We start from the raw sequence: 13485 nt of genomic DNA, 5'->3' as shown, positions 1-13485 counted from the left end.
AGCGGGGGCGTATTAGCTTGCGGCCATGAAGCTCGAAACTTGGCTCCGGCAGAATGGCATGGCTCGCAGCGCCTTCGCGCGGCAGGTCGGCCTGTCGCCGGCCAGCGTGTCGGCGCTCTGCAACGATCAGAGTGCCTGGATCTCGCGCGAAAGTGCCGAGCGCATCGCCGCCGCCACGAACGGTGCCGTCACCCCCAATGATTTTCTGGGCCTGCAAGGGCCGCGGGAGGCTGTCATGCAGCAGAACGTCACTCAGGCCATCGAAGCCTTCGCCCGCGGCGAGATCGTTATCGTCACCGATGACGATGACCGCGAGAACGAGGGCGATCTGATCATCGCGGCCTCGCTCTGCACGCCGGAGAAGATGGCCTTCATTATCCGCAATACCTGCGGCATCGTCTGCGCGCCGCTGACGGCTGACGAGGCGCGGCGGCTCCGGCTCGACCCGATGGTCTCGTCAAACGACGCACCGCTCGGCACGGCCTTCACGGTGACGGTCGACGTCAAGCACGGGCTGACCACCGGTATTTCGGCCGAGCAGCGCAACAATACCGTGCGGGCGCTGGCCAATGGCAATATGGGCGCCACGGATTTCGTGCGGCCCGGTCACGTGTTTCCGTTGATCGCCAAGGATGGCGGCGTTCTGATGCGCTCCGGCCATACCGAAGCGGCGGTGGATCTCTGCAAGCTCGCCAATCTGCCGCCGGTCGGCGTAATCTGCGAGCTCGCCAATGATGATGGCACCGTGATGAAGGGCGCGCAGATCACCGCCTTCGCCAAGACGCACGGGCTGCAGCAGATCACGGTCGCCGAGCTGATCGCTTATCGCCAGGCGCGCGAGAAGCTCGTCGAGCGGGTGCATTCCTTCCCGGTCAAGACCGAGTTCGGCGAGATGACCGGCCATGTCTATGTCACGCCCTTCGAAGACACCCAGCATTTTGCCTTCGTCATGGGCAAGGTCGGTGACGGCGAGAAGGTCCCGGCGCGACTGCATCGTGCGAATGTCGTGGCGGATGTGCTCGGAGGCGCGAAGTCGATCCAGTGCGCGCTCCGGCGCTTCCAGCAGGATGGTCGCGGCGTGCTGATCTATCTGCGCGACGGCTCCGCCGGCGTGCCGATCAAGAGCGTCGAGGAGGGTTCCGACGCCCAGCGCTCGCAGCAATGGCGCGAGGTCGGACTCGGCGCCCAGATCCTGCGCGATCTCGGGGTCGCCTCGATCGTCAACCTCGCGTCCTCGCCGCGCTCCTTCGTGGGCCTGAGCGGCTTCGGCATCGAAATCGCGGAGACGCAGCCGCTGGAGTGAGCGGCTCCGCCATCAGCGCGACGAAACGCAGCCCCCGGGGATGCCTGCCCTGCCCGGATTGGGTCGCCGCTGGGCGACTTGCAAGGGCGGCTAGATCATCGGACCGGACATCGCATCCAGTCCGATGATCTAACCCTTTGTCTTTGCATCGGCTTTCCCGAAAACCGCAATCCACTTTTCGGGCTGATGCTTTAGCCTCGCATCAGTGCCAGGACATGGCTTGCGGTCGATTTCGACAGGGCTTCGAGATCGTAGCCCCCTTCCAGGATCGAGACGACACGGCCCTCGGCGCGGCGGTCTGCAATCGCCATCAGCTTCTGGGTTGCCCAGGCGAAATCGCTTTCGACCAGATTGATATTGGCGAGCGGGTCGCGCCAATGCGCATCGAAGCCGGCCGAGATGATCACGAGGTCGGGCTGGAAGGCGTCGACGCGCGGCAATACCGCAGTCTCGAACGCATCCCGGAAGGTGTCGGAACCATCGCCCGCGCGCAGGGGGGCATTGACGATCGTGCCGTGCTCGCCACGTTCCGAGGCGGCGCCGGTGCCGGGATAGAGCGGCATCTCATGGGTTGAGGCGTAAAGCACGCTCGGGTCGTTCCAGAAGATCTCCTGCGTGCCATTGCCGTGATGCACGTCCCAGTCGATGATCGCGACGCGCTCCGCGCCATAGGCCTTCTGGGCGTGGCGGGCGGCGATGGCAGCCTGATTGAAGAAGCAGAAGCCCATCGCCTTGACGCTCTCGGCGTGGTGGCCGGGCGGGCGCGTGGCGCAGAAGGCATTTCTCGCCTTGCCCTGCATCACTTCGTCCACGGCATGGGCGGCTGCGCCGACGCCGCGCAGCGCAGCCTCCAGCGAGCCGGGCGACATCGTGGTGTCGGCTTCGATCTCGACGAGTCCCGTTGCCGGTGAGGCGGCGATCAGTGCCTCCGCGAAGTGGCGCGGGTGGCAGAGCGTGACGAGTTCGAGATCGGCGCGCGGAGCCTCGACCCGGGCGAGATGGGCGAATCGTTCATCTTCGAGTGTTTGCTCGACGACGCGGATGCGGTCCGGGCGCTCGGGATGGCCGGGCGGAGTCAGGTGCCGGAGGCTCGCCGGGTGTGTAATCAGAAGCGTCGTCACTGGTTCTCACCCTCATTGCGGGGCCTGCCGCCGCGCGTCATGTTGCACTGCCGTTGCGCGATTACCACGGTCGCGGTCGAAGTCGACGAAACACGCATCACGGCTGGAACTTCATTGCGCCATGTCAGTTTGCCGCATAGAGCAGCGGCATGTCTCGACGTCGCCCCAACCCCGGGGGCGGGAATAGAATATTAACTTTTCATTCATCATAAATGGCGCGTTCGCGGCGTCGCTGGTGGTAGGCATGAAACAGACCGTAATCGTTGCCCTGGCGCTGTCGACCCTTCTCGGTGCGTGCCAATACAAGAGCGTGAATGCTCCCGCACTGTCCGAGCGCGATGCAGAATACATCGCGCTGGTGCCGAAATTCGAGCACCAGATCACGCAGTTGCCCTACGAGATCACGGACCCGACCGGTCTGCCGCCCGGCAGCATCAAGGTCGATACGGTCGAGAAGTTTCTCTACTTCGTGCTGCCGAACAAGAAGGCGATTCGCTACGCCGTCGCGACCGGCGACGAAGCCTTCGGCTGGACGGGTGAAGCCACGATGCAGCGCAAGGCCGAGTGGCCGCGCTGGACCCCACCGGCCGAGATGATCAAGCGCTGGCCGCATCTGGCGCCCCGCGCCGGTGGCATGGAGGGCGGTCCGGACAACCCGCTCGGTGCGCGCGCTCTGTATCTCTACCAGAACGGCAAGGACACGCTCTACCGCATCCATGGCACGAACGAGCCCGAGACCATTGGCCGTTCGGCGTCTTCCGGCTGCATCCGGATGCGCAATATCGACGTGATCGACCTCTATAATCGGGTCACGGTCGGCACCAAGGTGGTGGTGGTCTGACGGCCCCCGCCGGTTCTGGTCGGGCCTCGCCCGGCCAGGGTCTGACAGCATTTCAGATCGAGCGGAGCAAGATGCTCGGGGCATCCGAGCATGCGGCGGCGATCTAGCTCCTTGTTTAAGCATCGGATTTTTCCAAAAACCGGATTCCACTTTTCGGTCCGATGCCCTAGCCTAGCTCCACCAGCACAACCTCCGGCGGAATTCCGAACCTGAGCGGCAGTTTGCTGGTGCCGAGGCCGGCAGAAACCACCAGATCGCGCCCGTTCTCGCGGACATGGCCATAGGCGTAGCGATTGCCATAGCGTGACGGCACGATCGGCGACCAGCCGAACAGCCTTACCTGTCCGCCATGGGTATGGCCTGACAGTGTCAGCCCAACCCGCGCCGGCATCCGGGCGAAGACATCCGGCTCATGCGCCAGCATGATGACGGGCGCGCCATCATCAGCGATCTGGGCGAGGGTGCCGGGCAGATCGTCGACGCCATTCTTCTGTCCGCGCAACCGTTTGACGAAGGCGATCTGGTCGCCGAGGCCGGCAAGCCAGAGCGGACCTGCAGCGGTCTCCAGGCGCACCGCCCGATTCTCGAGAACCGTGATCCCGGCCGCTTCGAGCGCAAGGCCCGCTTGTGTCGGCCCGCTGCGGTTCCTTTGTGTCGGTTCGTCCTGCCACCAGTCGTGATTGCCGAGTACGGCGTAGACCCCGCTCGGCGCCTTGAGCGCGGCGAGTGCCATAGCCCATTCGGCATAGGGAGGGTCGGAGGCGCGGCGCGTCCGGCTCGCAACGAAATCCCCGAGCAGCAGGACGAGATCCGGTTTCAGCTCGTTGGTCATCGCGACTATATCGCGCACACGCGATACCGGCATATGCGGCCCGCCAATGTGCAGATCCGAGATGATTGCGAGTTTGAGGCGGCCTGACTGGGGCCAGCCATTCGGCGTGAACCGGTAGTGCGTCACCCGCTGATGGGTTGGCTCCCAAGCATAGGCATAGCCGCCAGTGCCGAAGCCGGCCAAAAAAAGACCGGCGAGAGTTTGGAGAGCTCTGCGCCGGTCAATCATGGAGGGTCTCGAAAGTCAGTCTGGCAGTCGTCAAGTCAATCGTCAAAACCGTTGCGGAGAACGGCCGGCACAAGATGAGCCGGTTTCCTCTCTGCCGTCCTGTCCGACGCAGGCGAGGCACGTCTCGTTCCCGCGGCGATCGCGCGAAATGCGATCGGGCGGAAGTGCGATGCGTAGGCCTCTTTGGCCGAGGCATCATGGAAGCTCGCGCTTCGTTGCGTCGTCTGACGCTTGTTGGCGGAAGGCATCGGTCCTGACTTTACTTGTTGCACGGTGCCGGCGGTTCCTGGCCGTCGACACAGGGAAGGTGACGTCCGATCGGGACGACGAAGCGGCGTGATCGTGATTTCTTCGTGGCTTTTCGGCCTCGATCGCAATCATGTCGCCGCTTCGGTTAATCTCCCCTTAAGCATGCAGGCTCAGGCCGCGAGCAAGCCTTCGGCCTTGACCCAGGCGAGCGTCTTGTTCAGGGCCCGCTCGTAGCGGTCGAACATCTCCTCGATCTCGGCCTCGGTGATCACGAGCGGCGGGCAGAAGGCGACACGGTCGCCCATGGCGCGGGTGATCAGGCCCTCTTCCTGCGCGAAGAAGACCGATTTCGGGCCGACGCCCTTCTTGGTCTCGAACGGGGCCTTGGTCACCTTGTCCTTGACGATCTCGACGCCACCGATCAGACCGACGCCGCGCGCTTCGCCGACCAGCGGATGCTCGGCAAGCTTCTCCAGCCGCCGCAGGAAGGTCGGGGAGACCTTGCGGGTGTGCTCGACGATCTTGTCGCGCTGATAGATTTCCAGCGTCTTGACCGCGATCGCGCAACCGACGGGATGGCCGGCATAGGTGTTGCCGTGGCCGAAGGTGCCGATCTTGCGGCTCTGGTCGACGAGGACCTCGTAGACCTTGTCGTTCATCAACACGGCGCTGAGCGGGAAATAGGCCGAGGTGATCTGCTTGGCGAGCGAGATCGTGTCGACGTTCATGCCATAGGTCGTGGTGCCGAACATGTTGCCGGTGCGGCCGAAGCCGGTGATGACCTCATCCGAGATGAACAGGATGTCGTATTTGGCGAGAACGGCGTTGATCTTCTCGAAATAGCCATCCGGCGGGGTGATCGCGCCGCCAGCGCCCATTACCGGCTCGGCAATGAAGGCGGCGACCGTGTCCGGCCCTTCGCGCAGGATCATCTCCTCCAGTTCGGCTGCGAGGCGCGAGGAGTAATCCTGCTCGCTCTCGCCAGGCTCGGCGAAGCGATAATGATGCGGGCAGGAGGTGTGCAGGATGCCCGGCAGCGGCAGGTCGAAATCGATATGATTGTTGGGCAGGCCGGTGAGCGAGGCCGAGGCCACGGTGACGCCGTGATAGCCCTTCAGCCGCGAGATGATCTTCTTCTTCTGCGGCCGGCCAAGGGCATTGTTCATGTACCAGACGATTTTCACCTGGGTGTCGTTGGCGTCGGAGCCGGAGGCGCCGTAGAACACCTTCGAGATCGGAACCGGTGCGATCTCCTTCAGCTTCTCCGCCAGCTCGATCGCCGGATCATGGCTGCGCCCGCCGAAGATATGCGTGAAGGGCAGCTTCTTCATCTGCTCCGTCGCCGTGTCGATCAGCTCCTGGTTGGAGTAGCCGAGCGCGGTGCACCAGAGCCCGGCCATGCCCTCGATGTATTCCTTGCCGGCGCTGTCATAGACGAAGACGCCCTTGCCGCTTTCCAGCACCAGCGGGCCGGTCTCGCGATGCGTCGCCAGGTTCGTGTATGGGTGGACCAGGGTCTCAATGTCGCGGACGGCGAGGTTGGATAGCATGGCGCAATCTCCAGGTTTTTATGCGGCCTTTATGCGAGCATAGACCGGGATCAGCGCAAGCACTGAGCGATTTTCACGCAGATCGACGCAGACTCTGGCGCGTATCGGGTTGCGCCTGCTCAGGATTGTCCGGCCGAGCCGGGGGGAACGCGATATCCTGCGCCCGCCCTTGCCAGCATGCCGCCGACGGCGACTGCCGTCAGGTCTTCGCCGGCCGCCGCAATGATCTGCACGCCGAGCGGCAGACCAGCGTCCGACTGCGAGATTGGCGCAACCAGCGAAGGCAGGTCTGCGCCAGTCGCGAGCGAGGCCCAGAGCAGGAAATCGAGATAGGGGCGAGGCTCGCCGTTCACGACAAGGCGCCTCGCGTGAATATCCGGCGTGTGATCATGCGGGATCGCGGCAACGGGGGCAGGTGGGCAGAGCACGACGTCATAGGACTGGAAGAAGCGGGCCCATTGCCGTTTCAGAGCCATGCGCCGCTGCGAGATCTGCTGGTAGAGCCCCGGCGTCATGCGCGCGCCGCGCGCTTGCAGCGATTGATGCGAGAGATCGTTGGTGCTGAAGCGCGATGCCATGGCCTGGATACGCGCCCTGACCTTAGGCGGCAGACCATAGGCGACGACGGCATGGTTGAGCAGCGCATAGACCTCGAAGGCTTCGGAGAAGCGGATCGCCGGGCGCGCCGTCTCGTCGATGATCGCGCCCTGCGCGGCAAGCAGATCCGCGGCCCGATGCACGACTGCGCCGACCTCCCGGTCGGTCGGAGCGAAAGCATCGTCGGCCCAGAGTGCGACACGCAGGCCGCGGGGCTCTTCCAGCCGAGGAGCGGTGAGTGTGGCGCCCGCGACTCGGGAATCGCGCGGGCCGGCCAGCACCGGAAGGATGAGCGCAAGATCCTCGGGCGCGCGCGTGATCGGTCCGGCGACCAAAAGGTCGGCATTACGCGGTGTGCGGCGCTCGGGCGGCGGCGGCAGGTGGCCCCAGGTCGAGATCAACCCCCAGCTCGTCTTCAGGCCGTAGACGCCGCAGGCATGGGCCGGCCAGCGCGCGGAGCCACCGAGATCGGAGCCGAGCTCGAAAGCAGACATGCCGGTCGCGACCGCGGTTGCCGCTCCGCCGGACGAGCCGCCGGGCGAGAAAGCAGCATTCCAGGGGTTGTTGGTGACGCCGTGAATGGGGTTGTAGCTCTGGAAATCGCCTGAGAAGACCGGGACGTTGCTCTTGCCCAGAATGACGGCGCCGGCAGCGCGCAGGCGAGCGACGGGGGCGGCATCATCGGTGGGAATGCGCTCCTTGTAGGCGGGTAGCCCGCCGGAGGAGGGCAGGCCGGCAACGTCGAAGGCGTCCTTGATCGTGATCGGCAGCCCTTCAAGCGGGCGGGCGCTGCCATCGGCGAGGCGCCTGTCCGATTCTGCCGCCATGGCGCGCGCGGCCTCGCGGTCCTGGGCAATGATGGCGTTGAGCAATGGGTTCAGCGAGTCGATGCGGGCGAAGCTGGCCTCGAGCAGGTCGCTCGCGCTGAAGCGGCGCGCGAGCAGGGCTTCGCGGAGGTCGGTCGCGGAGGCGGTCAGATCGATCGCAGGCATCGGTACGTCCGGTCGGTTGGCAAGAACCAGTTCGCAGGAACCAGCCTCATGCCTAGCCGGTTCGCGCTTCGACTTCCATCCGCCGAAGGAAGCTCTCGCCGTCACTGATGCCGAGTTCGTAGGCGAAGCGGATCCCCTCCCAGTCGCGGATCGTGAATTGCGAGACCGGAATGGTCCGGGACGGGCGCGCATAGGTCCGGCCCGGCACCTGCGGCACCGCGGAGAAGGGGCGCGTCAGCAGGACCAGCGTCCGTTCGCCGGCCTGTTCCAGATCGGCGAGCGCCCAGGCGGGGGCGCTGTCGACCAGCCCGCCGTCGAGCGCAGCGCGCTGCCCGACGAGCCCGGCCGGCATGAAGGGAGGCACTGCAGCGCTCGCCATCAGGGCCGCGACCAGTTGCTCTGCGGTTGCGCAATCGGCGAGCCGGACAAGATCGGGCACGAAACCGAGGCGGCGCCCGGCGGTGGGATGGACCGGCCGGCGGAGGCGCTTTTCGAGCTGATAGGCGCCGATCCCCAGCATCGCGGCGATCGGCAGGGGCCAGAAGCGTGGCGGGCGCGAGATCGCGATGCGGAAATCGCTCATCAGCCGCAGGGTTGAGAGGGCCTCGGGCGTGAAGAGCTGAGTGAGGAGGCGCTGATAGAGCTCGCCGACCGGGAAGAGCCGCCCACCCCGGCGAAAGGCCGCCCAATCCATTTCGGATGTTCGGTCGAGACAGGCTTGCCTGACCTGCTCGCGTACGGTCGGGCCGAGACCGAGTGCCGTATAGAGCATCGCGAAGGCGCCGGCGCTGACACCGACGACCCGGCGCGGCGACAACGCGAGGCGTGGCGCCACGGTTTCATGGAAGCCACCCTGCCAGTAGCAGCGATTGCCGCCGCCAGCGAAGGCGAACCCGGCGAACATAAAGGCGCTATTCGGCGTCCGCGGCGCGAGCGAGGTCGCGCCAGGCCAGGACGAGCCGGTCGAGATCTGCGAGATCGCCGGCCGGCAGCTTGCCGAGCGTGGTCGCGACATAGCTGCGTTGCGCCGCGATGCCGGCTTCCGCCAGCCTGCGCCCCTCGGGCGTCAGATGCATCGCATAGGAACGCCGGTCGCCCGCGATGGCGCGGCGCTCGACGAGGCCGGCCTGCACCAGGCGATCGACGAGCCCGGAGACGTTGCCCTTGGTGACGTAGAGCCGCTCGGCCAGCTCGCTTTGGCTGATGCCTTCGCGCTCGGTCAGCGTGGAGAGCAGATCGAATTGAGGGATCGAGAGCCCGAGCGTACGGATGCGCGCCGTCATCTGGCCGAGCATGCGCTGGTGCAACCGCATGAAGCGGAACCAGACGCGGTCTGGATCGGTGCGTAGGGCGTCGGGCGCTGACACGGTTCCAACTCTCAGGGTCTATCAGTTCTGCCCTAAACTATCGCGTGGCTCCAGGCGAGCCCTTCATTCCCGCTCCGGCTCAACTCCTGCTTCCCTGCCGGGGAGCAGCCTGTCTATGCTGCTCCCAACAACAGCAAGAATGATCGTGGGGAGAGACGCTATGCTTGGCCTGATGCAGGACTGGCCCCTGCTGCTGCACCGGATCATCGACCATGCCGCCGTCCAGCACGGCACCCGCGAGGTCGTGAGCCGCGCGGTGGAAGACGGCTCGCTGCGGCGCACGACCTATGCCGATATCCGCCGCCGCGCCCTGCGGGTGGCCAGGCGCCTCGAGCGGGAAGGGATGCGGCTCGGCGACCGGGTCGCGACGCTGGCGTGGAATACCGACCGGCATCTCGAACTCTGGTACGGGATCAGCGGGATCGGCGCGATCACTCATACGGTCAATCCGCGGCTGTTCCCGGAGCAGATCGCCTGGATCATCAACCATGCCGAGGACAGGATGCTATTCCTCGACCTGACCTTCGTGCCGCTGATCGAGCAGATCCAGGACAGGCTGCCGAGCATCGAGCGCTACATCGTGCTGACCGATGCGGCACATATGCCGCAAACCAGCCTGAAGGGAGCAGCCGCCTTCGAGGAGTGGCTCACTGAAGCCGATGATGATTTCGCCTGGAAGCAGTTCGACGAGAACACCGCCGCCGGGCTCTGCTACACCTCCGGCACCACCGGCGGTCCGAAGGGGGTGCTCTATTCGCACCGCTCGAACGTGCTGCATGCCATGGCCTGCTCGGCGCCGGATTATATCGGGTTGTCCTCGCGCGACAGCGTGCTGCCGGTCGTGCCGCTCTTCCATGCCAATAGCTGGTCGCTGGCCTATTCCGCGCCGATGACCGGAGCCAAGCTGGTCATGCCGGGTGCGAAGCTCGACGGTGCATCGCTGCTCGAATTGCTGGAAGGCGAGGGCGTGACCTGCACCGCTGCGGTGCCGACGGTCTGGCTTGGCCTGCTGCAGCATCTGGAGGCGACCAACGCCCGCCTCTCGACGCTGAAACGTGTGGTGATCGGTGGTTCAGCCTGCCCGCGGGCGATGACGGAAGCATTCGAGCGCAAATATGGCGTCACGGTCGCACATGCCTGGGGCATGACCGAAATGAGCCCGATCGGCTCGTTCTGCTCGATCAAGCCGGTCTATGGGCATCTGCAGGGCGATGCGCTCTACGATCTCAAGGTCAAGCAGGGGCATCCGCCCTTTACCGTCGAATTCCGCATCACCGACGATGCCGGCCAGGACCTGCCCTGGGATGGCAAGACCTTCGGGCGCCTGAAGGTGCGCGGACCGTCCGTCGCCGGCGCCTATTTCAGGCGTGAGGATGAAGCGATCCTCGACGAGCACGGTTTCTTCGATACGGGCGATGTCGGCACGCTGGATGCCGCGGGGTATCTCCAGATCACCGACCGCTCAAAGGATGTGATCAAGTCGGGCGGCGAGTGGATATCGTCCATCGATCTCGAAAATCTCGCGGTCGGCCATCCCGATGTGGCGGAGGCCGCGGTGATTGGCGTCGCCCATTCCAAATGGGACGAGAGGCCGCTGCTGGTCATCGTTCCAAAACCCGGCCGTTCACCGAGCCGCGACGAGATGCTGGCCTATATGACCGGCAAGATCGCAAAATGGTGGCTGCCGGACGATGTCGTCCTGGTCGAGGCGATACCGCATACCGCTACGGGCAAGATCCAGAAGACCGCGCTGCGCGAGCAGTTCAAGGACTATCGCCTGCCGACAGGCTGAGCCGCGAGGCTTGCCTTCGGTGCCAGACCCCGCCACGTAATCATCATGCATCGTCGCATCGTCTTCGAGGAACCTGTCTCGCGCGCCGCACGCTGGAGCCGGCGGCTGGCCTGGTTTTCCGTCGCGGTGCTGCTGCTGGCCATTCTCGTCGCCCGGCTCGGCGAGCCTTCGGCGCAGGGACTCGCGCCGATCGCCGGTGCCTATGGCTTCGTTCTGCTGGCGTTGCTGCTGGCCGTGCTCGCCTTCATGCGGATCTGGCAGGTGGGGCATCGCGGGGTCGGCATGGCGGCACAGGCCTTCGTGCTTGCGCTCATCATGCTTGCCCCAGTGCTCTATGGTGGCTTCAAATGGCTGACGCTGCCGCGATTGAGCGATATCTCGACCGATATCGATGATCCCCCGACCTTCAGCCGCTCGCAGGCCGCGTTGACCGTGCGCCACGGCCTGGTGCCGCCCGACGTACCGGCTGGAGAGCGGCGCATCCAGCGCCAAGCCTATCCGAAGACGCTGCCGATCGTGCTGGAGGTCCCGGCCGAAACGGCGTTCACAATCGCGCGCCGGGCCGCCACTGCACTGGGCTGGCAGGTGCTCGAAGCGTCGCGCCCCGGCGGACGCAGCGGGGCAGGGCGGATCGAGGCGGTGGCGCGCACCCGAATCCTGCGCCTTGCCGAGGACATCACGATCCGAGTGCGACCGCGTGCCGACGGCAGCCGCATCGACATCCGCTCGGCTTCGCGGATCGGAAGCCACGATCTCGGCGCAAATGCTGCCCGCATCGCCGCCTTTGCTGCAGAGGTCGAGCTGCTGGTCGAGGCACGGTAGGTCATGTGCGACGGCGTGATGCGATCCGAAGAAATCGACGCCGCTGCATCAGGTCCGGGCCAGCTTGTATCGGCTCGCCAGCATCGGCAGTGCCTCGTCGCAGATGACAGTGCCGTGGAGGACCAGATCCTCGAGTTGGGCGAGGATCGAGAGCGAGGCCGCGCCATGCAATGCGACCGGCAAGCCCTGATAGATTGGTGGCACCATCTCCGCGATGCGCTCGTCGCCAGCCCTGAGGCGGTTGAGGATCGCGGCTTCGCGCAGCCGGCGGTGCTGTACGAGCGCGCGCAGGAAGCGCTGCGGTTCGTTCACCGGCCCGCCATGGCCAGGCCAGTAGATGGCGTGCTCCATCGCGCGCAGTTTTTCGATCGAAGCCATGTAGGACGCCATCGAGCCGTCGGGCGGGGCAACGATGCTCGTCGACCAGGCCATGACATGGTCGCCTGAAAACAGGCTTGTCTCTTCCGCGAGCGCGAAAGCGAGGTGATTGGCGGTGTGCCCCGGCGTTTCGACCGCCGAGAGCGTCCAGCCGGGGCCCGTGACCGTGTCACGGTCATACATCGGCAGATCGGGGGCATAATCGCGGTCGGCCGCGGCATCGAGCGGATTGATCTCGCCAAGCGCCAGTTCGCGCGCCGCGCGATGCGGCAGGCAGCCGGCGACGATGGCGCCTGTCGCCGCTTGCAGTGCCGGAACGGCGGGCGAATGATCGCGATGGGTGTGTGTGACAAGGATATGGCTGACGCTCTCGTCAGCGAGTGCGGCAAGGACGCGCGCGACATGAGCCGGGTCGTCGGGGCCAGGATCGAGCACCGCCACAGTGCCCCGGCCGATGATATAGGTGCAGGTGCCGGTAAAGGTCATCGGCCCGCTATTTCCGGCGATGATGCGCCGGACGAGCGGCGACAGTTCAACCACGTCGCCGGAGGGAGCCGTGGCGCTCCGATCGAATTCGATGTCTTCGCTCATGCGGGTTCCGTCGCCTGGTCCAGTCGCGTCACGGGGGCAGGTTGCGCCCCGGCCTTGCCGCTTCGCGCACCGCCGCGCGCCTTGTAGGGCATTGCAGCATTTTCTATAGACGGAAAACCGGCTGCGCAGCGCGGCCCTCGAAAAATGGATGAGAGCGCATGGCCGATCTGCTTCCCCTTTCCGCTCCGACCCTGGTCAACGCGATCCTTCCCCAGGTCTCGGGACGTCGCGCCGCGCTGGCGCGCAATGTCGCCCTTGCCGTGGCCGGCAGCCTGCTGCTCGTCCTCGCGGCCAAGATCAAGGTGCCGTTCTGGCCGGTGCCGATGACCCTGCAGACGCTGGCGGTGCTCGGCCTGGGCGCCGCCTATGGCTCGCGCCTCGGCGCTGCGACTGTCGCACTCTATATTGCCTATGGCCTTGCCGGGCTGCCGGTCTTCACCAACACGCCGCCGGTTGCAGCCGGGCTGCTCTATCTTGCCGGTCCGACCGGCGGGTTCCTTGTCGGCTTCGTGCTTGCGGCGGCTTTCGCTGGCTGGGCGGCCGAGCGTGGCGCCTCGGTGATCCGCCTGATCGCGGGATTCATTGCCGCGGAAGCGCTGATTCTTGGCCTCGGCGGCCTGTGGCTCGCGCTCGGGGCGCAGATGGCGAGCGGTGCCACGGGTGTCGGCTTCGCCAAGGCCTACACTTTCGGCGTGCAGCCCTTCCTGCTCGGCGATGCGGTCAAGATGGCGCTGGCTGCGAGCCTTGTCGGGGCCAGTTGGTCCTTCCTGCGCCGCCGCGGCTGAGACGCGCTGCAACGGTAGAGACGAACGAGCCGGGGCT

Annotated in this window: 12 protein-coding genes; 5 read left to right on the top strand and 7 right to left on the bottom strand. The window is 65.7% G+C overall.

Annotated features, from left to right (window positions below; translation table 11 throughout):
• The first annotated feature begins 25 nt into the window (after positions 1–25).
• On the top strand, positions 26–1303 hold the full coding sequence (gene ribB, locus AC1DIO_RS18890; protein WP_476769610.1) for a 3,4-dihydroxy-2-butanone-4-phosphate synthase: 1278 nt from the start codon (positions 26–28) through the stop codon (positions 1301–1303).
• 191 nt (positions 1304–1494) lie between these two features.
• On the opposite strand, the gene AC1DIO_RS18885 is transcribed toward ribB, so the two are convergent.
• A complete protein-coding gene (locus tag AC1DIO_RS18885; protein ID WP_441488276.1) occupies positions 1495–2424 on the bottom strand; it encodes a histone deacetylase family protein in 930 nt (309 codons plus the stop codon).
• 244 nt (positions 2425–2668) lie between these two features.
• On the opposite strand from AC1DIO_RS18885, the gene AC1DIO_RS18880 reads away from it, so the two are divergent.
• Positions 2669–3265 (top strand): L,D-transpeptidase, encoded by a 597-nt coding sequence (locus tag AC1DIO_RS18880; RefSeq protein WP_476769612.1) that lies wholly within the window; start codon positions 2669–2671, stop codon positions 3263–3265.
• A 166-nt stretch (positions 3266–3431) separates the two neighbouring features.
• Here the strand turns inward: AC1DIO_RS18880 and AC1DIO_RS18875 are convergent, their stop codons facing one another.
• The 5 genes from AC1DIO_RS18875 to AC1DIO_RS18855 form a co-directional block, all read right to left on the bottom strand.
• A complete protein-coding gene (locus AC1DIO_RS18875) occupies positions 3432–4325 on the bottom strand; it encodes a metallophosphoesterase (RefSeq protein ID WP_476776051.1) in 894 nt (297 codons plus the stop codon).
• A 419-nt stretch (positions 4326–4744) separates the two neighbouring features.
• Positions 4745–6124: an aspartate aminotransferase family protein gene (locus AC1DIO_RS18870; RefSeq protein ID WP_113517787.1), complete on the bottom strand. Its 1380-nt coding sequence runs from the start codon at positions 6122–6124 to the stop codon at positions 4745–4747.
• Between the two features lie 119 nt (positions 6125–6243).
• Positions 6244–7713 (bottom strand): amidase family protein, encoded by a 1470-nt coding sequence (locus tag AC1DIO_RS18865; protein WP_476776050.1) that lies wholly within the window; start codon positions 7711–7713, stop codon positions 6244–6246.
• A gap of 52 nt (positions 7714–7765) precedes the next feature.
• Complete coding sequence (locus AC1DIO_RS18860; protein WP_476853877.1) at positions 7766–8617, bottom strand: patatin-like phospholipase family protein; 852 nt, start codon at positions 8615–8617, stop codon at positions 7766–7768.
• Positions 8618–8624: 7 nt separating this feature from the next.
• Positions 8625–9026, bottom strand: a complete 402-nt coding sequence (locus tag AC1DIO_RS18855) for a MarR family winged helix-turn-helix transcriptional regulator (protein ID WP_084652251.1) — start codon at positions 9024–9026, stop codon at positions 8625–8627.
• 214 nt (positions 9027–9240) lie between these two features.
• Here AC1DIO_RS18855 and AC1DIO_RS18850 point away from each other — a divergent pair, with 214 nt between their 5' ends.
• Positions 9241–10872 carry a long-chain-fatty-acid--CoA ligase gene (locus tag AC1DIO_RS18850; RefSeq protein WP_441507687.1) on the top strand — a complete coding sequence of 544 codons (1632 nt, stop codon included), beginning with the start codon at positions 9241–9243 and terminating at the stop codon, positions 10870–10872.
• 45 nt (positions 10873–10917) lie between these two features.
• Positions 10918–11694 carry a DUF1499 domain-containing protein gene (locus tag AC1DIO_RS18845; protein WP_476769616.1) on the top strand — a complete coding sequence of 259 codons (777 nt, stop codon included), beginning with the start codon at positions 10918–10920 and terminating at the stop codon, positions 11692–11694.
• Between the two features lie 48 nt (positions 11695–11742).
• Here AC1DIO_RS18845 and AC1DIO_RS18840 read toward each other — a convergent pair whose 3' ends face one another.
• A complete protein-coding gene (locus tag AC1DIO_RS18840) occupies positions 11743–12663 on the bottom strand; it encodes an MBL fold metallo-hydrolase (RefSeq protein WP_476769617.1) in 921 nt (306 codons plus the stop codon).
• 158 nt (positions 12664–12821) lie between these two features.
• Here AC1DIO_RS18840 and AC1DIO_RS18835 point away from each other — a divergent pair, with 158 nt between their 5' ends.
• Entirely contained in the window at positions 12822–13448 is a 627-nt protein-coding gene (locus AC1DIO_RS18835; protein ID WP_476853876.1) for a biotin transporter BioY, read from the top strand.
• Positions 13449–13485 lie beyond the last annotated feature (37 nt).

The sequence above is a fragment of the Allobosea sp. 05T439 genome, from assembly GCF_056396005.1.
Note: the sequence above shows the minus strand (reverse complement) of the source record. Positions and strands in the feature narration are given on the sequence as shown.